This is a genomic window from Acidisoma sp. L85 (genome assembly GCF_009765865.1).
Taxonomy (GTDB): domain Bacteria; phylum Pseudomonadota; class Alphaproteobacteria; order Acetobacterales; family Acetobacteraceae; genus Acidisoma.
The window spans coordinates 54,674-74,386 of the sequence record NZ_LMUQ01000075.1 but is presented as its reverse complement, the minus strand read 5'-3'; the positions used below and the strand labels follow the sequence as shown (position 1 = coordinate 74,386).

General features: G+C 57.4%; 15 protein-coding genes and 4 pseudogenes. 14 read left to right on the top strand and 5 right to left on the bottom strand.

What is annotated here, in order from left to right; genetic code table 11:
- A pseudogene (locus tag GSQ83_RS25815) lies at window positions 1-162 on the bottom strand (IS630 family transposase); the annotation flags it as partial.
- A 29-nt stretch (window positions 163-191) separates the two neighbouring features.
- Window positions 192-1,073: pseudogene (locus GSQ83_RS25810) on the bottom strand (IS3 family transposase); the annotation flags it as partial.
- Window positions 1,074-1,138: 65 nt separating this feature from the next.
- On the opposite strand from GSQ83_RS25810, the gene GSQ83_RS25805 reads away from it, so the two are divergent.
- A complete protein-coding gene (locus GSQ83_RS25805; RefSeq protein ID WP_371418080.1) occupies window positions 1,139-2,299 on the top strand; it encodes an IS30 family transposase in 1,161 nt (386 codons plus the stop codon).
- Window positions 2,300-2,305: 6 nt separating this feature from the next.
- Here GSQ83_RS25805 and GSQ83_RS25800 read toward each other — a convergent pair.
- Window positions 2,306-2,575: pseudogene (locus GSQ83_RS25800) on the bottom strand (transposase); the annotation flags it as partial.
- 51 nt (window positions 2,576-2,626) lie between these two features.
- On the opposite strand from GSQ83_RS25800, the pseudogene GSQ83_RS25795 reads away from it, so the two are divergent.
- A pseudogene (locus GSQ83_RS25795) lies at window positions 2,627-2,707 on the top strand (IS6 family transposase); the annotation flags it as partial.
- 152 nt (window positions 2,708-2,859) lie between these two features.
- On the opposite strand, the gene GSQ83_RS25790 reads toward GSQ83_RS25795, so the two are convergent.
- Window positions 2,860-3,852, bottom strand: coding sequence for a GlxA family transcriptional regulator (locus GSQ83_RS25790; protein ID WP_158805743.1), 993 nt, complete (start codon window positions 3,850-3,852; stop codon window positions 2,860-2,862).
- Between the two features lie 413 nt (window positions 3,853-4,265).
- Between GSQ83_RS25790 and GSQ83_RS25785 the strand changes: the two genes are divergently transcribed.
- From GSQ83_RS25785 to GSQ83_RS25735, 11 genes are all read left to right on the top strand, one after another.
- Window positions 4,266-4,961, top strand: coding sequence for an isochorismatase family protein (locus GSQ83_RS25785; RefSeq protein WP_158805742.1), 696 nt, complete (start codon window positions 4,266-4,268; stop codon window positions 4,959-4,961).
- A gap of 37 nt (window positions 4,962-4,998) precedes the next feature.
- Window positions 4,999-5,883 carry an SDR family oxidoreductase gene (locus GSQ83_RS25780; protein ID WP_158805741.1) on the top strand — a complete coding sequence of 295 codons (885 nt, stop codon included), beginning with the start codon at window positions 4,999-5,001 and terminating at the stop codon, window positions 5,881-5,883.
- Between the two features lie 121 nt (window positions 5,884-6,004).
- Window positions 6,005-6,715, top strand: coding sequence for an SDR family NAD(P)-dependent oxidoreductase (locus tag GSQ83_RS25775; protein ID WP_158805740.1), 711 nt, complete (start codon window positions 6,005-6,007; stop codon window positions 6,713-6,715).
- Between the two features lie 54 nt (window positions 6,716-6,769).
- Window positions 6,770-7,165: a DUF1272 domain-containing protein gene (locus GSQ83_RS25770; RefSeq protein ID WP_371418079.1), complete on the top strand. Its 396-nt coding sequence runs from the start codon at window positions 6,770-6,772 to the stop codon at window positions 7,163-7,165.
- A gap of 27 nt (window positions 7,166-7,192) precedes the next feature.
- Window positions 7,193-7,948, top strand: coding sequence for an isocitrate lyase/phosphoenolpyruvate mutase family protein (locus GSQ83_RS25765; protein WP_158805739.1), 756 nt, complete (start codon window positions 7,193-7,195; stop codon window positions 7,946-7,948).
- Window positions 7,949-8,030: 82 nt separating this feature from the next.
- Window positions 8,031-9,206 (top strand): MFS transporter, encoded by a 1,176-nt coding sequence (locus tag GSQ83_RS25760; protein WP_158805738.1) that lies wholly within the window; start codon window positions 8,031-8,033, stop codon window positions 9,204-9,206.
- Between the two features lie 18 nt (window positions 9,207-9,224).
- Entirely contained in the window at window positions 9,225-9,578 is a 354-nt protein-coding gene (locus GSQ83_RS31525) for a metalloregulator ArsR/SmtB family transcription factor (protein WP_158805737.1), read from the top strand.
- Window positions 9,579-9,774: 196 nt separating this feature from the next.
- Window positions 9,775-11,022, top strand: a complete 1,248-nt coding sequence (locus GSQ83_RS25750) for an efflux RND transporter periplasmic adaptor subunit (RefSeq protein WP_216850585.1) — start codon at window positions 9,775-9,777, stop codon at window positions 11,020-11,022.
- A gap of 7 nt (window positions 11,023-11,029) precedes the next feature.
- Complete coding sequence (locus GSQ83_RS25745) at window positions 11,030-14,206, top strand: efflux RND transporter permease subunit (protein ID WP_158805736.1); 3,177 nt, start codon at window positions 11,030-11,032, stop codon at window positions 14,204-14,206.
- Entirely contained in the window at window positions 14,203-15,675 is a 1,473-nt protein-coding gene (locus GSQ83_RS25740; protein ID WP_158805735.1) for a TolC family protein, read from the top strand. The genes GSQ83_RS25745 and GSQ83_RS25740 overlap by 4 nt, the downstream gene beginning before the upstream one ends.
- 82 nt (window positions 15,676-15,757) lie before the next feature.
- On the top strand, window positions 15,758-16,975 hold the full coding sequence (locus GSQ83_RS25735) for an MFS transporter (protein WP_216850583.1): 1,218 nt from the start codon (window positions 15,758-15,760) through the stop codon (window positions 16,973-16,975).
- Between the two features lie 75 nt (window positions 16,976-17,050).
- On the opposite strand, the gene GSQ83_RS25730 is transcribed toward GSQ83_RS25735, so the two are convergent.
- Window positions 17,051-18,304, bottom strand: a complete 1,254-nt coding sequence (locus GSQ83_RS25730; protein WP_216850582.1) for a GlxA family transcriptional regulator — start codon at window positions 18,302-18,304, stop codon at window positions 17,051-17,053.
- Between the two features lie 659 nt (window positions 18,305-18,963).
- On the opposite strand from GSQ83_RS25730, the gene GSQ83_RS25725 reads away from it, so the two are divergent.
- Window positions 18,964-19,305, top strand: a complete 342-nt coding sequence (locus GSQ83_RS25725; RefSeq protein ID WP_158805733.1) for a hypothetical protein — start codon at window positions 18,964-18,966, stop codon at window positions 19,303-19,305.
- Window positions 19,306-19,713 lie beyond the last annotated feature (408 nt).

Sequence of the window (19,713 nt, the reverse complement as noted above, 5' to 3'; positions counted from 1 at the left end):
TATCCAACGCGGATGCCGCTCCAGCCACGCAATGACCTTTGGGTGCTTGTGAGTTCCGTAGTTATCCATGATGGCGTGGACCTGCTTGCCCGCGGGGATCTCAGCCTCAACGGCGTTAAGGAAGCGAATGAACTCCTGGTGCCGATGATGCTGCTTGGACTTGCTTCGGAAAAGTGGAGAGCTGTTTTAAATCAGGCGGCCTGCCTCTCGTAAGTGGCGGGGCTGACGAAATCCAGTGACGAATGTCTCCGGACGGGATTGTAAAAGCTGTCGATATAGCGACCGATGGCGGCCTCGGCATCCTGCCGGGTCATGAAGAGTGTTCTCCAGACGAGCTCCGACTTCAGGGTTTTGAAGAAGGTCTCGACGATCGCGTTATCATAGCAATTGCCCTTGCCGGACATTGAGATGTGAGCGCCATGCTGGCGGAGTTCACTCTGGTAGTCGATCGAACAATATTGGCTGCCGCGGTCCGAATGGCAGATCAGCCCGGGTTCCGGGCAGCGAATGGCAAAAGCCCGGCGAAGTGCGGCCAGGGCTAAATTGCGGTGCAGGCGGTCACTCACCGACCAGCCAATAATGCGCCGGGAGAAAAGGTCCATCACGATCGCCAGGTAAAGCCACCCCTCCCTGGTCCATACGTAGGAGATGTCCGCCGACCATTTCTCGTTTGGCGCCGTGGCGGTGAAATCCTGGTCCAGAAGATTGGGGGCAATCGGCCAGACGTGCTCGCTGTCCGTCGTTCGTTTGAAACGGCGCTTTTGCCGAGCTCGCAGACCGTTGTCCCGCATGAGACGTGCGGTGCGACGGCGCCCAACCGTGAGGCCCTGATCACGAAGCTCCCGCGTCATTCGCGGGCTCCCATAGGTGCCGTTCGACAGGGCGAAGGCCGAACGGACATGCGCAAGCAGCACCATATCCTGCCGTTGCCGCCGGCTGGCGAAACGGGATCTCCAGGCGAAATAGCCACTCTCGCTGACATCAAGCACCCGGCAAAGTCGCTGGACAGGGAAGTCCTTCTTCGCCCGGTCGATGAGTTCGAACCTCATCGACTTCCCTCCTTGGCGAAAAAAGCCGTGGTGGGTTCAACTGGTCGACGCAATCTGGTTGATTTCATAACGGTCAGAGAGGTTCCGCGATGGCGCAAATGGGTCGGCCTGGACTATCCGCCGGACAGAAGCGAGAGTTGTGGAACCGATGGAAGGCCGGTGAGTCGCTGAGCGACATCGGCCGAGCGCTTGGAAAGCATGCTGGATCGATATTCGGGGTGGTCCTTGCCAAGGGCGGCATTGCCCCGCCCTTGAGGACGAGAAGCCGCTTGGCGCTGACGGAAGGTGAACGAGAGGAGATATCGCGTGGTCTGGTGGCCGGACTGCCCTTCCGTTGCATCGCTGTCCAACTCGGGCGCTCCCCATCCACCATTGGCCGTGAAATAGGGCGCAACGGAGGACGGAAGCACTACCGTGCGACTGGCGCTGACGAGCGTGCCTGGCAAAAGGCACTTCGTCCAAAGCCTTGTCTGCTGGCGACCAATAGCCAGCTCCGGGACACAGTTGCGGAAAAACTGCAGGCGAAATGGTCACCACAGCAAATTGCTGGGTGGTTGAAGGTCGAGCATAGCGATGACGAGGCGATGCGGGTGTCTCACGAGACCATCTATAAAAGCCTGTTCATCCAGGCCCGTGGCGCCCTGAAACGGGAATTGCTTTCGAATCTGCGCAGCAGGCGCATCATGCGGCGCGCCAAGACGTCGACAACCGACGGACAGCCAAGGGGACAGATCATCGGAGCCGTATCGATCAAGGATCGGCCTGCTGAGATCGAAGATCGTGCCATACCTGGTCACTGGGAGGGTGACCTGGTTTCTGGCGCCAAAAACACGCATATTGCCACCTTGGTAGAGCGTCAGTCCCGCTTCGTGATGCTTATTCATGTCGGTGGCAAAGACAGCGAAAACGTGGTGGATGCCCTCATCCGCCAGGTCGGAGAGCTGCCTGCGGGGCTGATGTCGTCGTTGACCTGGGACCGCGGCATGGAACTCGCACAACACAAGCGCTTCACGGTCGCGACTGACGTGGATGTCTATTTCTGCGATCCACAAAGCCCGTGGCAGCGCGGGAGTAACGAGAATACGAACGGCTTGCTACGTCAATACCTACCCAGAGGATTGGATCTGTCTACCCAGAGTCAGGACGATCTCAATACAATCGCGCTAAGCCTGAACACTCGGCCCAGAAAGACCCTTGGCTACCGAACGCCGGGTGATATGTTCGCCCAAGTGGTTGCGTCGATCGGTTGAACCCACCGTGGCCCGCTTCAGGATATCCCGCTCCTGGCGGAGGATTTCGTTCTCTCGCCGCAACCGCTTCAGCTCAGCCGCAGGGTCCTCGCCAGGAGGTCGCCGATCCGGCTCCTCCATCTCCCGCTCCCGCCTCTGCGACAGCCATCGCGTCAAGGTCGACAAGCTGACGCCAAGATCCTCGCTGATCTCCCCCTTCGTCCGACCGCTCGTGCGTAATAGACGGACGGCCTCCTCCTCAAACTCCTTCGTGAACCGCTTCTGCTTTATGGCCAGAAAACTCCTCTCAACGCATCAGGAGCTCTCCACTTTTCCGAAGCAAGTCCAAAATACCTGAACAATTTGATTGAGCACGACCATCGGAGCGTCAAGCGGCGCGTCGCCGTGATGCTCGGCTTCAAGTGTTTCTAGAACGCGGCAATCACCATCGCGGGCATTGAGCTGACGCATCGCATCCGCAAGCAACGACTCGCATTTGGGCGTCTCGGTCTTCAAAGCCGAGTTGCGTCCGAAAAGTGGATCGCACTCCTCGGAAGCTGACCACACAATAGGTTCCGGCCTCACTTAACCAGTTCCAGCTCCGTAGAGACCACTTTTGAACCCCGCGGGGAACAACGAGCACGTATCTCGGCAGGCGATGCGCTCAATTGCCGTTGAAACGCCCTGCGCATGCGTTGCTCATCTCCAAAGCCATATTGTATTGCGACGACACCAAGGGGTGTATCGCTTTGCTCAATCACTTCGCGTGCCGACTGAATACGAATGATCTCAATCGCTTTGGCCGGCGTCAATCCGGTGCGCGCGACGAAATAGCGTGCGAAGGTTCGCCCGCTCATCCCAGCCCTTTTTGCCAATGCTTCTGCCCGAAGATCAGCGCCAAGGTTGTCGGCGATCCAAGCAAAGAGAGGCCCTAAGGGGCCCTCTGAATCCGAAATTTGGCCGGAAAGGACTTGGCTAAACTGTGACTGACCGCCTGGTCGCTTCAGGAAGACGACCAGCTCTCGGGCGACCTCGAGCGCTATACTGAGGCTTTGATCCTTCTCGATCAGCGCCAGTGCTAGATCGACCCCCGCACTGACACCTGCAGACGACCAGATATGACCATCCTGCAGCCAGATTGGGTCGGGCTCCAGTCGCACATCTTTGAAACGTTCGACGAAAAGGTCGCAATATCGCCAATGGGTCACGGCCCGTCGGCCGGACAATAGCCCGGCTTCCGCTGCCAGGAACGCGCCTGTGCAGACGCACGCTATCCGCTTCGAGCGCGCTGCGAGTCGCCTGACCCCCTCACGCAATGCTGGATCCTTGGCGGCCGTCGGTGCGTTAAGACCGCCTGGCAGAAACAGCGTACCGATAGGGTCTTCGACGCTTGCCAGTGAGATGCTTCCGAGGGAGAGCCCGGAACAATCGGTTTCGATTTGCCCCCCGGCAAGTGAGGCCAGAGTGACTTCATAAGAATTCTTACCCGCGACAGCCAGGGCCTGCGCCGGTCCGGCCACATCGAAGCCTGCAACTCCTGGATAGATCAGAAAAACGACGCGATGTGCGGACATGGCTTGCTCGCGGTTCAGGAAACTCTGCCAACAGCTGCACGCTATCATTTCCTGCCACGTAAGTGAACCGGTTAGCTAAGTTCGGCAGAAAATGACGCCTAATTGGCCATTTGATTTCGGGACTGGGCCTGGGGCGCTTCTTCGTTTCGAAGACGCTCTCGCTCGAACGGGCACCGATGCCTTGGCTTTGGGAAGCTCTCGTCAAGATCCTCTCGACTGCCATGAGGTGGCGTGCTGGCGAAAAGCTTGCGTCGCGCGGTTTGGCAAAAAACGAAGCCTGTTTGTCCTAGGAGTAAATGGATCGAGGAGTTAGCAATTGCTCTAACAACACATCTGGCGATCGCGACGCGAGAAGCGGGGCGCGTGGCTTCATTCTCACCGATACTATGTCGCTTCGCTTTTAGGAGCTACGCATGCTTACGTTCACGCACCGCAACCCCGAGATGCAACTCACTAAAGCACGAACCGCGCTCGTACTGGCTGATATCCAGAATGAATTTCTGCAAGAAAAACAGGGAACCTATTACGAGCTCATCGCGGATGCCCTGAAGGAACGCAATGTCGTCGCGAACCTCGAGCAGCTCCTCGCAACCGCACAGGAGCTAGGCTACTACGTGATCCATTCCCCCCATTATTACTATCCCACCGATAGCCAATGGGAAGTGCCACCCGGAGCGATCGGTCATTATCTGGCTGGGATCGGCTTCTGCGCCCGGAAGGATCCGGTCGACCTCGACGGTTTTGAAGGTTCTCGAGCGGATTATTTCGAGCCCTTCAAGAGGTACCTCCAAGATGGGCACACCTGCAACACTGCACCTCACAAGCATTTTGGATGCGAAGCCAACGACGTCATCAAGCAGCTTCGAATGCGAAAAGTCGAGCAGGTAATCATGGCGGGGCCAGTCGCCAATATCTGTCTGGAATCTCATATGCGGGACATCATCGAGGCAGGCATGGAAGTCGCCATGGTGCGTGATGCCGTTGCGGCAGGTGTGAATGAAGAAGGCGACGGCTATGCGGCGGCAATGGTCAATTACCGGTTTATGGCGAATGCCGTCTGGACCACCGAGGAGACGGTTCGCAAAATGAAGTCCGCGGCGTCTGTCTAAAGTCTCAGAGCTCTCTTTAACCCTCAGGACTTTCCATATGTCAAAGACGGTACTAATCACAGGCACCTCTAGCGGCTTCGGCAATGACATTGCCCGGACGTTAACGGGAGAGGGGCATCGGGTATTCGCTAGCATGCGCGACCTAGATGGGCGGCATCGGGAGGTTGCAGAGGGCTTAGCCGCGAAGAGCATCGAGACAATCGAGCTTGACGTCACAGATGACCGCAGCGTCGACGCGGCGTTCAAAAACTTGCTCATCAAAACGGGTGGCAAGCTTGATGTGCTGATCAACAATGCGGGTGTCGCAGCCGGGGGTCTTTCAGAGACCTTCACGCCCGAACAGGTCCGGTCGATGTTTGAGGTCAATGTCTTCGGGATACACCGTGTTACCCGGGCGGCCCTCCCTGCAATGCAGGCGGTTGGATCGGGCGTGGTCATCAATATCGGCTCTATACTCGGCCGAGTCACCCTTCCCTTCTTCGCCCTATACGGGGCGTCAAAGCACGCCGTCGAAGCCATGACTGAAGGCTATCGCTACGAGCTATCTCAATTTGGTATCGACGTCGTGCTTCTTCAGCCGGGTCCCTATCCGACGAAGTTATACACGGCAATCCAGCAGCCCGCGGATGCCGGTCGTGCGAGGAGCTATGGAGACGTGGCGGCCCTTCCACAAGCGTTCAACAACTACCTGAGTGGATTGTTCGCCTCTGAGCAGGCTCCCGATCCGCATGACGTTGCCGTGGCGCTAGCCCACGTCATCAAGACCGCCCCTGGCAAGAGACCGAGCCGTGTTGTTGTCGGGCTGCCCTTTGGGGCGGATCTCGCGGATGCGGCCATCCAGCCAATACAGAACGAGCTAATCGAGAGCATCGGCTTCGGTCATCTTTCTAAACTAAACACGACTTCGAGTGAAGTAGAATAGGGATCACTTCGATCTACCATGTGCGTGTAGCCGAGACTTGGCCAGGCACACAGTCTGACGGCCCGTAACTTGGCCGGTGTCGGTTCTCTGTGCGGCTTACTTTTTTTCCCTGAGGATGGTCATGAACAACGATCGAAAAGTAGTCGTGGTGACGGGAGCTTCCCGTGGCTTGGGCGAAGCGTTTATAAAAGCCTATCGCAACCGTGGATGGCGGGCAGTGGGAAATGCCCGCACCATTCCAGTATCGTCTGATCCGGATTACGTCACCGTTGTCGGCGATGCGGGCGACCCAAAAGTTGCGCGCAGGATCATTCAAACGGCGCTTGATCGTTTCGGGCGAGTCGATACTCTCATCAACAATGCGGGTATCTGGAGGCCAGGACGCATCGAGGACATTTCTGAAACGCTCTTTCGGGAAGTGATGCGGACCAACCTCGATAGCGTCTTCTTCGCGACCCAAGCTGCTGTGCCTGTCATGAAAAAACAAGGTGGCGGTCACATCGTTCAGATTTCGACGAGCCTGGTCGAGCACCCGCTCCAGACCGTTCCGGCGGTCCTGGCGTCGTTGTCCAAAGGGGCTGGCGTTGCCGCCACGCGCGGTTTGGCAATGGAATTGGCGTCGAGCAACATTCGTGTAAACACCATTTCCTTGGGTATCGTCGTGACGCCGCTCCATGACGGGGCGGACTTGGAAAGCTTGCGATCTTTCTCGCCCCTCAATCGCAATGGTCAAATCGAGGATGTCGTGAAGGCGATAAATTATCTTGAGGACGCAGATTATGTCACGGGTGAAATACACTACGTCGACGGAGGTCGAACCGCAGGCCACTAGGGTGCGGTCAGGCGCATAAGCTCGGTTTGCGGCGCAGTCTACTTCGTCTAGCGGATGGGATGTCCGAAAGTGGCTTGGCGTCGGCGCGTCTCTGACGAGTTTGAGCGTCCGAATGCCAACGAGTTCTTCGGGCCCTGGAGCGCAGATAAGGCTAAGGAAAGTCGAGAGAACACCATGATCCTAGAAATGAGACCGAATTGCGAATGTTGCGGTAAAGAGCTGCCGCCAGACGAGGCTGTTGCCGGGATTTGCAGTTTTGAGTGTACCTTTTGCGAAGAGTGCGCGTCCGACATTCTGCAAGGTATTTGTCCCAATTGCGGCGGAAACATTGTTGCCCGTCCGATCCGTCCAGCAGAGAAGCTTCTCAAATTCCCGGCTTCGTCGAAGCGTGTTTTGAAAGCAGATGGTTGTACAGAACAGAGAAGCCAATCTAGGCGCGTCACAGAGTAGCGAGATAGAAGAGATAAGGTGCTATCAATGAAAACCAGCGACAAAGCCGGCAAGTTTGTTAAAGACCACAGAAAGGGCACGCCTGTTATCCTCTACAACGCTTGGGACGCAGGGAGTGCTAAGACGATCGCGGCAGCTGGCGCGCAGGCCATCGCCACGAGTAGCTGGGCTGTTGCCGCGGCTCAGGGCTATAAAGACGGCGAAGCGATCCCATTGGATTTCGTCGAGCGGCTTATCAGCCGGATCGTCGAAAGCGTAGACTTGCCTGTCACCGTCGACATCGAAAGCGGCTACAGTGACGATGATGCAGTCTTATCGGAAACAATATCGCGCCTGGTCGACATCGGGATCATCGGAGTCAATTTTGAGGATCGCCTCATCGGGGGAGATGTGCTCCGTGACACCGATCAGCAGGCGCGACGCATCTCGACTATCCGCCGATCTGCCGAACATAAGGGCGTCGATCTGTTCATCAACGCCCGCACAGATGTCTACTTCATTCCTGAACGAGATCATGAAAAGACCCTCCCGGAGGCTCTTCAGAGGGCCGAGGCCTATGCTGCTGCAGGTGCATCCGGGGTGTTTTATCCGGGGCTCATCAACCCGGAGTTAATTTCTAGGATATGTGAGCGCGTCGCCCTGCCGGTCAACATCATGGTCATGCAGGGCGCTCCCGCAAAAGCTGAGCTAGCCGCGCTGGGCGTCGCCAGGATCAGTTATGGGAACATCCCGTACGTTCGAGCCATGCAAGCGCTTGGGCAGGATGCCGCAACCATCCTTTAGCGCATATCGGCCGGTCGTCGAACGTCCGTTTGTCTCCAGGGACGTGGTGGATCTGCTTTCGCCGCGAAGGAACATATTAGTCATGGATAGACGTCTGCTTGTTCTTGCTCTGGGGATGTTCGCCCTCGGGACGGACAGCTTTGTTATGGCGGGCATTCTGCCGGAAATCTCACGGGCTTTCGGTGTCCCGATCGGTGTGGCTGGACAGATCACGACCGTCTACGCGATCACCTATGCGCTGGCGGCTCCCACGGTGGCTGCAATGGCAGCACGCGTTCCGCGTAAGACCCTGCTCCTCGCGAGCCTTGGCACGTTTGTTTTGGCCAACCTTGCGACTGCCCTGGCGCCGAGCTTCGGATTTGCGCTCGTCACGCGTGTGGTGGCGGGCCTAGGCGCAGCAATGTTCGCTCCGACGGCGACAGGAGCGGCCGCAACGATCGTTCGGCCTGAGAAGCGCGGCTTTGCACTTGCCATCGTGATCACTGGGTTGACGGCGTCCACAGCGCTTGGAACGCCTCTTGGCGCCTTGATTGGTGGCTTCGGGGACTGGCGATGGACCATGCTCTTCGTTTCAGCCCTGGCTGCGCTCGCGGGAGTGGGGGTATCAACGCTGCTATCCGATATTCCGTTACTGCCCGCAATCAGCCTGCTTCAACGCATTACGCCCGTGAAAGAGGCGCGCGTAGCTCTTACACTCATCACGGGGCTTACTTATCAGGCCGGGCATTTCATTTGCTACATCTACTTCGCCGTCGTGTTTTCCGAGATCATCCACGGTAGAACCCTGTTGCTGGGCGGTCTCCTTGTTCTCTGGGGCGTGAGCGGTCTGATCTGCAACCTTGTTGCCGGCCGTCTCTCGGACAGTATCGGCAATAGTAAAGTAATCCTTTGCGGTTTGATCATGCTGGCGGTGATCATGGGTTGCTTGCCTCTGGCCAGCCAAAACATCTGGACGGCTGCCATTGTCGTCATGGCCTGGGGTGGTGTCGCATGGGGATTGCTCGTGCCGCAGCAACATCGACTGGTGATGGCGGCATCCCATTCGGCTCCCGTTGTCCTGGGTCTAAACACCTCCGGAACTTATCTCGGTATAACACTCGCTGGTGGGATCGGCGCGTTCGGGATCAAAGCCGTCGGCATGCATAATCTTGGGTATATAAGCGCTGCATTTATCATGGTTGCGCTCTTATTCGCAGAACTAGCAACGCAACGCATTAACGCAGCCCAGCAAACGCTTTTGATAGAACGGCTGCAGTAAACCCAAGTTCAAATCTTCATGATTGTCTCTGCCTTTGCTGGGGTATGTTATTTGCGACGGAATAAGAGATTTGTAACAAGAGAAGCAGGAAACCTCACTCTTTTTGCCTCTACCTTGAAGGCTTTAGGACACCCGTTACGTTTTTCCGCAACCTGCCATCTTCTGGACGGAGAGCGCTCTGTGGGTGAGTTGTTGGAATTGCTGAATGCATCGCAGCCTAACTTTTCGCAACAGATGGTCTCCCTCAAGCGAGCGGGAATCGTCGAGACACGCCGCGACGCCGGAAGAGTTTTCTATCAAATATGCCGGTCCGATGCCGGGACACTGGCGAGCAAAATATGCCGACCATGGCGCGGTTGGTTCGGGAAATGACTTGTTATGAAGTAGATCTTCAAGCGATCGGAAGACCAAGTCTTTGAATGAGTAAGGGTCCGGCGGTCAGAAGATCGTGCGCTTCCGGGACCAGTACAGAAGTGATGGATCACCGACAAGATCGCCGCTGCTCTGCCCGACGTTAAATGACATCGGTTTGCAGGATGAGCGTCGACATCGACATAGTGAGGACCCAATGCCTGACTCGATAACGCAGCGCGATACAACATTACCTACAGGAGTAAATGGTCATCGCTCCGGAAAGCCTGGGGTCAAGGTCTGGGGGGTGTCGCTTCTGGCAATGGCTGCCGTTGTCGGGATGGTCATTGTCGGGCCACGATTTTCAAATTCCGCGGCAGGATCCGCGGCGGCAGTACCGCCTCCTTACGTGGTGGTGAGTAAACCCTTGCAGCACGCTATCGACCAGCGCCTGAATTTGCTCGGACAGTTCTCGCCTGTGCAAGAGGTAGACCTGAGAGCACAGGTCGGCGGCATTTTGACCGAGATCGGCTTCAAAGATGGAGAGATCGTTCAAAAGGGCGAATTGCTCTTTCAGATAGATCCCACCCCCTATCAAATTCGCCTGGCATCAGCCCAAGCCCGGTTGGAGGGGGCGCAAGCCCGCTGGGCCTTGGCAAATCGTGAGGAGTTTCGAGCGGCCAGCCTGAGCCAGAGCGGTGCTGGTAGTGTCGAAACAACCGACCAGCGCGTGGCCGACCGGCGCGCAGCACAGGCCTCGATTGATGATGCTAATGCAGCAGTACATGATGCGCAGTTTGACCTCGATCACACACGCATCTTGGCGCCGTTTGATGGGAAGATCGGTGCGCATCAGGTCTCCGTTGGCAATCTCATTTCCGGTAACCGGTATGGCACCAGCGCGACGACCTTGCTGGCGACGATCATGTCGACGGGACGGATTTACTTCAACTTTGACATGAGCGAGTCGGACTACGGCACCTTCCTCAGGGATCGCCCCAATCCCGGTGACGTGCTGGCTGAGAATGTGACGCTGTCAGTCGACGACGGCAGCGGCATAACCCGCCAAGGGAAGCTTGATTTCATCGACAATACCTTGGACCGGTCCAGTGGTACGATCCATGCGCGTGCGACTTTCCCCGATGAAGACTTCGCGCTGACTCCCGGCGGGTTTGCCCGTATTGACGTACAAATCGCACCGCCCAAACCTGCGCTTCTACTGCCTGAAGCGGCGCTTCTGCCGGATCAAACGACCTATTCGGTCCTGGCGGTTGGGCCCCATAACGTCGTCACGCCCAAGCTTGTGACGGTGGGTGACCTCCGCGGCGGCCTGCGCGTCATTACATCAGGTCTGACCGCGACCGATAAGGTCGTCATCGACGGCATCCCAGTAGCGCATCCCGGCGCCAAAGTGTCGCCTCGCGACGGATCGATTCACTTCGATTCCAATCAAAGCCAGCGCTGAGGTCGAGATGAAGCTTTCTCATTTCTTCACTGATCATCCACGTTTTGCCGTGGTGATTAATATCTTCATAGCCATATTCGGACTGGCGTCGCTCTTTACGCTGCCGATTGCCCAGTATCCTAATATCGTGCCCCCCACCATCCAAATCATCACCAGCTATCCAGGCGCGTCAGCAGAGACCATCGCAAATACCGTTGCGACACCGCTCGAGCAGGCAGTGAATGGCGTCGAGGGCATGGATTATATTAGTAGCCAATCAACGGGAAATGGGCAGCTCGCCATCACCGTCATTTTCAAGATCGGCACAAATCCGAATACCGATCTCCTCCTTGCCCAAAGTCGGGTCCAAGATACATTGTCCCGCCTTCCGCAAGAGGTCCAGGCACAAGGCGTGCAGGTGAAAAAGACTATTCAAGCGCTATTGCTGGGTGTGCACGTCTATTCGCCCGACGGATCACGCAGCCCGGAATACATCTCAAATTATATGCTGAAAATCCGAGACGAAATCGCGCGGTTGCCTGGTGTCGAGGATTTCCAGCTATTCGGAGCGCGCGACTATGCGATGCGGATTTGGATTGATCCGGACAAGGCTGCGGCGCATAACATCAGCGCCAGCGACATAATGACGGCACTGCGCGGGCAAAACGTGCAAGTCTCTGCGGGAACGCTGAACGCACCGCCGACTAAGGGACATCCGGCATTTCAGGTAAATGTGGAAACGCTCGGCCGTCTCCAGACGCCCAAGCAATTCGGTGATATCACCGTTAAATCAGACGATTTGGGACGGGTCACCCGAATACGCGACATCGGGCGTGCGGAGCTGGGCTCAGTTGATTATGGCTCGATTGCCTACGCGGACAAATATCCATCGGCCCCGTGGTTTCCGATCGCGACGCAGGGGGCCAACGTCGTTCAAGTCGAAAACGAGATCTGGGCGAAGATGGCGGAGCTCAAAAGGTCGTTCCCCTCTGGTCTCGCTTATACGAGAATCTATGACCCGACGACATTCGTGGGTCAGTCTATCACAGAAGTAGTCAAAACGATCTTCATCGCGATCGCGCTTGTTGTCGGTGTCATCTTTGTATTCCTGCAGACATGGCGCGCCACGATTATTCCGTGTGTGGCGATCCCCATCTCACTTATAGGCAGTTTCTCGATTCTCGCCATCTTTGGGATTTCTATCAACAACCTGTCCATGTTCGGTCTTGTCCTGGCAATCGGCACCATTGTCGATGACGCTATTGTCGTTGTCGAGAATGCCGAGAGAAACATTGCCCTGGGCATGTCTCCACGAGAGGCCGCTCATAGAACGATCGATGAAGTGTCGACCGCACTCATTGGGATAGCGCTCACTCTGTGCGCGGTGTTCATCCCGTCGGCGTTCATTAGCGGGATCTCGGGGCTATTCTTCGTGCAGTTCGCGGTAACGGTAGCGGCCGCGACAATTATCTCCGTATTCGTGTCCTTGACGCTTAGCCCGGCCCTTTGTGCTGTGCTCTTGACGCCCCACCACCACAGGCCGCCCTCGGGGATCCGTCTCTGGATCCACGAAGCCACGTTTGGTCGGTTCAATGCAGGCTTCAATTGGCTCGCGACCAACTATGGGAAGACGACGAGCCGCCTTGTTCGTGCAACGGCACTGATGGCCGTGCTCTACTTTGGTTTCATCTGTTTGACAGGCTTTCAGATGGCGCGGATGCCGACAGGGTTCATCCCCGAGCAGGATATCGGCTATCAGGCTGTCATCGTCTTCCTCCCTCCGGGTTCCAGTTTGGAGCGCACCGATGCCGTCGTGCGGGAAGTCAATGACGTCGTCCTCAAGACGGTTCCGGCTACGCACACGTCCCCCGTATCGGGGTTCGACGTCACGACATCAACTGTCGCTCCCAACGTCGGGACGGTGTTCTATGGTCTGCCGTCACTTTACGGGAAACATTTTCCTGGCGTCACAGCTAAGACGGTGTTGCCAAAGGTGCGCGCGGCTCTGACGAAGATCAAAGATGCGGTCATAATTGTTGTAAATCCACCGCCCGTCCAGGGGCTGGGTTCCGCGGGCGGCTTCAAACTAATGGTCGAGGATCGCGGTAACCATACTCCGGCCGAACTCGCCAGTGCGACGAATATGCTGGTCTCGGCTGCAAACCGAGACCCCGTCTTTCAGGGCGTGTTCACTCTATTCAATGCCGGTGCGCCGTCACTTTATACGAGCATCGATCGCGAGAAGGCAGAGAAGCTAGGCGTTACGCCTGCCGACATGTTCTCGACCCTCGAGCTCTACATCGGGTCTCAGTATGTAAATGATTTCAACTACTTCGGCCGAACCTACGAGGTGTTGGCTCAGGGGGATCAGCAATTTCGGAGGACGGCCGCAGATATAAGCCATCTAAAGGTCCGGAACGCCCAGGGTGATATGGTTCCCATCGGTTCTGTGGCCACATTTGCCAATCAAACAGAACCTTATCGTCAGCCGCGGTATAATCTCTACCCAGCGGCCGATGTTCTCGGCTCCGCGGCACCCGGCGTCTCGTCCGGCACGGCGCTGGCGCGGATGGAGCAGTTAGCACAGCAGGTGTTGCCGTCGGGCTTTGCGATGGATTGGACAGAGCTTAGCCATCAGCAGGCACAGCCAGGCATTCCGACAATCGCGATCTTCGCCCTTTCTGCAATCTTTGTCTTCCTTGTTCTAGCGGCACTGTATGAAAGCTGGAAGCTTCCGCTGTCGATTGTGCTGATCGTGCCAATGGGCTTGCTGCCATCGGCGTTCGGTCTGGATATGCGGGGAATGCCGATCGATATCCTGGCGCAAATCGGCTTCGTGGTGCTGGTCGGGTTGGCCGCGAAGAACGCGATTCTGATTGTGGAGTTCGCGAAGCAGAAGCAGGATCATGAGGGCGTCACGCCTGAAGACGCCGCAACGCACGCGGCCCGGACACGCCTCCGCCCGATCCTAATGACGAGCTTCTCGTTCATATTGGGGGTCTTTCCACTGGCGGTGGCACAAGGGGCGGGCTCCGAAATGCGTCAATCTCTCGGCACCACGGTGTTTTTCGGGATGCTCGGGGTCACTGCCTTCGGGCTTTTGTTCACGCCCGCACTATACACCTTCATTCGTAGGTCGGGCGGCGCACGGGCTGCGGTGCACAGATCTGCCGCCAATGACTTTGCGTCCAGGAGTGCGCCATGAACACCAGAGTAACACGAACTGCAATGAGCAGTGGCTTTCTCAGCATAGTTCTATCCGGTTGCATGGTCGGTCCGAGTTACGATGCACCAAGCACAACATTCGCGCCCTTCCACAATGTCGTGAGTATGCAGTCCGATACCAGGATAGCACCTCCCCTGGATCGCTGGTGGACGGGGTTTCAAGACCCCATTCTGGTGGCGATCGTGCAGCGGTCGCTGGATCAAAATCTTGACCTCCAAGCGGCTCTTGCTCGCGTGCAGCAGGCACGGGCTGCGGCGTCAGGCGCGGGTGCTGCTTTATTGCCGACAATAGATGTTAACGCATCGTCAACCTATACCCATCAGAGCCTCAACGGGGCGTTTGGTTCGGTCTCCAATGGCGCGCCGGGCTTCCATCGGAATGGTGCGGAAGATGTCGTCGGCCCGTCCGCCAGTTGGGAGTTGGATCTTTTCGGGGGTCTTCGTCGAGCATCACGGGCCGCGAAGGAGGAGGCCCAAGCCGCTGCCGCTGATCAGGCAGTTGTGCGCATTACCGTTGCGGCCGACGCCGCAGACGCTTACCTCCAGATACGTGGATACCAAGCGCGCCTGGCCGTCGCCGAGGCCCAGATCAAGACGGATCAGCAACTGGTGTCACTTGTTCACCGGCGCTATGCGATAGGGTCGTCGTCCAGTCGAGAGTTCGCGCAGGCCCAAGCCCTGCTACAGCAAGCGCAGTCGAGTGTGCCTCCGTTGCGCTACGCGCTCGAAGTCCAGATGAACCGCCTCGGTGTGCTGATGGGCGTCCAACCCGGGACCTATGCGCAGCAGCTGGGCCAGGTTGAGGGGATCCCCAAAGTCCCGGCGATACCGTCTGCCTCTCAGCCCGTTGATCTTCTTAGGCGTCGGCCTGATGTGATCGCCGCGGAACGGCGGCTGGCCGCCTCTAACGAGGAGATTGGCGCCGCGATCTCCGACTACTATCCGAAGATTTCTTTGGCCGGAGCGCTTGGCTTCGACAGCCTGAGCGCAAATGTGTTTTTATCTGGGAATTCATTGGCCGCGACCGGTGGCGGTGCCTTGCACTGGCGAATATTCGACTTTGGCAAGGTCGATGCGGAAGTCGCCCAAGCCCGCGGCGCGCATGGGGAAGCTTTCGCCGACTACAAAGAATCCCTGTTGCACGCAACGGAGGATGTCGAAGATGCATTATCGGCCTTTGGGCAGACGCGAGCCCATGTTTCAGACCTTCAACAAGAAGTCGCGTCTCTGACCAAAGCGCGTGACTTCTCTATGCAGGACTACCAAACAGCCACGAGCACTCTCACAGATGTTCTCGACGCAGACAATGAGCTACTGGTAGCCCAAGACGAGTTAGACGTGAATCGCGCTGCTGCAGCACGCGCAGCCGTCGGTGTGTATCGCGCGCTTGGCGGTGGGTGGGACCCCCCGCTGACCCTCCGTCAGCTGATCGCCACCGCCGAAAAGTAAAGCATCCCGATGCTTCAAATCGATCTGAAAATCTGTGTTGAGTTAACCCAGGAGATGGCAATCGATGCCTGGAGATAGAACATTGTCCGTTCCGCAAGGCAGTTCGATACCGAAGCACCGGGCTGGCGCCGCGAGCGCTGCCGGCAAAGGCCCGTGGGTCGGCGTTTGGGCCATCGCGCTTGGGGCTTTTGCAATAGTTCTGGCGGAATTCCTGCCGGTCGGACTGCTGCCGGGCATCAGTCGCGGGTTCGATATCTCCGAAGGAAAAGCCGCTCTCACAATCAGTTCCACCGCTGTGTTTGCCTTTCTGGCGGCCCCCATAACTACGGTTGTGATTGGTCAGGTAAATCGGAAGTGGGCTCTTTTAAGTTTGAGCGTCCTGCTCATAATCGCCAACGTCCTCTCTTCCATCGCATCAGAGTTTCTTATTCTGATGGTGGGACGGATCATTCTCGGGTTGGCCCTTGGGGGATTTTGGGCTATTGCGGTCACCGCTGCTGGAAATTTGGTTGCCAACGACAAGGTAAGTTCCGCGTCGTCCCTCGTTTTTGCGGGTATATCGGTCGCGGCTGTCGTGGCGGTCCCTGCGGGTTCCTACGTAAGCGCGCATTTCGACTGGCGCGTTGCTTTCATCATCTCGAGTGTGCTCTCTACCGCCACCGCTATCTTTCAACTGCTTTATTTGCCGTCGATCACGACGTGCCACGGGTTCAAGTTGGTGCAGTTTGTCTGTATTCTACGATCAAAAAGAATACGAGGAATTTTTGGCACGATTCTTTTTATCGTCGCAGGGCAATACGCTGGTTTTACATTCGTTACGCCTTATCTCGGGCGGGTCAGCGGTATTGGAAATAGTGATCTAAACATCTTGTTGTGTGGCTATGGCCTGATGGCCGTCGCCGGGAATTTCGTTGGCGGTGCTTTGGCGAAACGCAGCCCGCAATTTGCAGTCTTAGTTACAGCCATCTCGATCCTGCTCTCCGTCTTGGTCGTCGCGGCTTTCGCGGCCTACGCGACTCCAGTTTGCGTAGCGGTGATGGTCTGGGCGCTTGCGTGGGGTATGGTTCCGGTCTGCACGCAGCTTTGGCTGTTTAACTTCACGCGTGAATCGGCCGAGGTCGCGCAGGCCATAAACACGAGTGTCTTCCAGCTTTCGATCGGCTTGGGCTCGCTGGTCGGTAGCCTGGCAGTCACTCACATCGGCCTCCATGCGTCGATGTGGTTCGGAGCGGGGATCTTGGCATTGGCGCTCACGCTGGTGGTTTCGATCAGTCATGCAGAGCGCGTGCGAGTCGGTTGACAGGATGGCGACAATTTTGAAAGCTATTCAATCAAATGCAGGGTCGGTGCACCGCCATCTTGCGCTTATCCGTTTTTAAGCATGAACCACAGAGAAGCGCGCTCTGATATCAGCAGGGCTTGCATTCAAATGACGCACGAATGCGCGGCGCATCCGTTGCTCATCACCGAAGCCACATCGAGCTGCAATAACACCAAGTCGAGTGCCGCTCTGCTCGATGGCCTCACGAGCCGCCTGAACGCGGATCAATTCGACTGCCTTGGCGGGAGTCATCCCGGTGCGGGCGGCGAAGCTTCGAGCGAAGTTGCGCGAGCTCATGTTAGCCATTTCGGCCAGCGTCTCTGCTCGCAGGTCGGCGTGGAGATTGTCCGCGACCCAAGCCAACAAAGGTCCTAAAGTGCCATCGGCGTCAGCTATCTGCCCCGACAGTAACGTGCTGAACTGAGACTGGTCCCCGGGGCGTTTGAAGAACACCACAAGATCGCGGGCTACCCGAAGTGCTAGCGTGCCATCGTGGTCCCTTTCAATGAGAGCAAGAGTGAGGTCAACGCCTGCGCTGACGCCAGCGGAAGACCAAACCTCACCATCCTGAACCCAGATCTTGTCAGGTTCCAGTTTGACGTCTTGAAACCGCTCGACGAATTGGCTGCAGAACCGCCAATGGGTGGCTGCTCGCCTTCCTGTCAGAAGCCCCGCTTCCGCCGCCAGAAATGCGCCCGTACACACACAGGCGATCCGCTTGGCGCATGCAGCGAGGCGTTTCGCGGTCGCCACAAGTTCGGGATCTTTCGATGCCGTCGCTGCATTCAAGCCACCGGGAATGAATAAGGTATCGATGGTCGGGGGAGAAGGCAGACTCGAGACGCTATTGAAGGATACCCCAGGGCAGTCGCTTTCTATGAGACCCCCCCGCACGGACCGAAGCGTGACTTCATATCGGCCACCCCCTTCCGCAGCCAGCGCAAGCGCCTTACCAGGTCCCGCCACATCGAAGGCAGAGATTCCCGGATAGATCAGAAAGGAGACGCGGTGTGCATCCATGGGGTTCGCCTCACCTGTCTGTTTCCGTCCGTGACGAGAAAGGAAAGAGGTAGCGCGAAACTGCATCCTCAGCCCGGCCAGAAGTTGCAACGAAACGTAACCGGCGAGGACGGCCGGGGCTTCGTTCAGAAGGCTGTCCGCGGCTCGGGCGCCTTTGGCTAGTCCTGAAACCGGGTGAATGACGTGCGGATGATGAGCCCGTTCATTGTTCGAGCAAGATCCTCCGCCTGTTGCGTCGTTGTGCCGGGCGCAGGTCGAGCCCGACAAAACCCCCTTCACCTGGTCCATCTCGTATCAGTAGCTCTGACACGAGCCAGGGCTGACCGAATGCGTCTTCCTTCAAGGGAAAGCGATGCGCCGCCCGAGTTGTCTTGGCCACTATGCTACGCCCTACGACTCTTAATGGCATCCCGTATGCGGTCGACGGTCCAGGCATCAATGAATTGGTTGATGTCTTCCTCGGTAAGGCGATGCTCGCACGCTCCGCAAACTGCCCCAATAAACTCCCCCTCAGACTGCGGCGGCCGAGGTGTGCCGAAGTAGATGCCGCAGGATGGGCACACCATCATAAGTTCAGCCACGGCAAGCTCCCGATGCCGCAACCTCTAATAGCAAGGGGTCCGACGGGAGTCTCGCAATCCGTGCTTCTATGGGACGCGTTGCCAGCGATGGGATCCGCTTCCGGGCACACACATCGCGGGTGCAATTTCAGTCGTCTAGTGACCATCGCTATGGGCTATCTCGGCTGGCCCCACCAATACGGGATGAACCGCCGCTGCTCGATGTCAATTTGGCGAGTTTATTGGGATGCATCTATGAGAGGCCGTACGGCAAGGGGCACGTCCGACTATGTTTCTCTTTTTCTTTGTCAATCCATGCACACGCCGGGCCAGCGGGGTCGATGCCCGGAGGGCGCGTCCGCGTCCCCAGCCTTGCGTAGCAGCAGCATGAGTGACACGCCGGCACCCAGAAGGGCCTTTTCGCCCGCGGAGCGCGACTACATCCGGCGCGAGCTCGACATGTTCTTCTCGACATATCCAACCGTGGCCGAAGGTTTCCACCTCAGGACCTGGCGCGGCGGCTCCCAGGCCGGACAGCCCAAGCTGCCTCCGGCAGCCAAGAGCCTCCTGGAGCGTGGCCTGATGCAGCTCGACGCCACCACCAGCATCCCCCGGCTGTTCTTCACTGAAGAAGGAATCGAGGAGTTGCGAGTGATGATGGCCGACCGGCGGCTGGCCAACCCCGAGAAGTTTGCCCATGTCAGGCGTGAGCTTGGCCTCGACGGCTGAGCGCGAGTTTCGGCTCAGTGTCGAGTAAAATGCATGCGTTCTGAATCTATAAGCTCAGCGAAAAACGCCCGGTCGTGGTCCGAAAATCGTCGTGCGGAACAGAGCACGCGCTGCGGAGAAGTTCGTGATCCTTGACTGCGACAACAATTGCTCACTCCATTGAATTCACTTTTCACAGGGCGCGAGTCAGCTTGCTCGACGACCGACGCACACTCATGAATGTTGCCCATACGGGCTACTGCGTGTCAGGTTGACGCAGCAGACCCGAGCTTCGTCGTTATCCAAACGGAAAGCGTGTCGAGCATGTCTGTTAAGACTTCCGTGTCCGTGCGGCCAGATCGCGCTGGCACATGAAAGGAGTGATCCGCTCCGCTGACCTCTGCGAGCGTCGCCCTTGCGCCGAGCGAT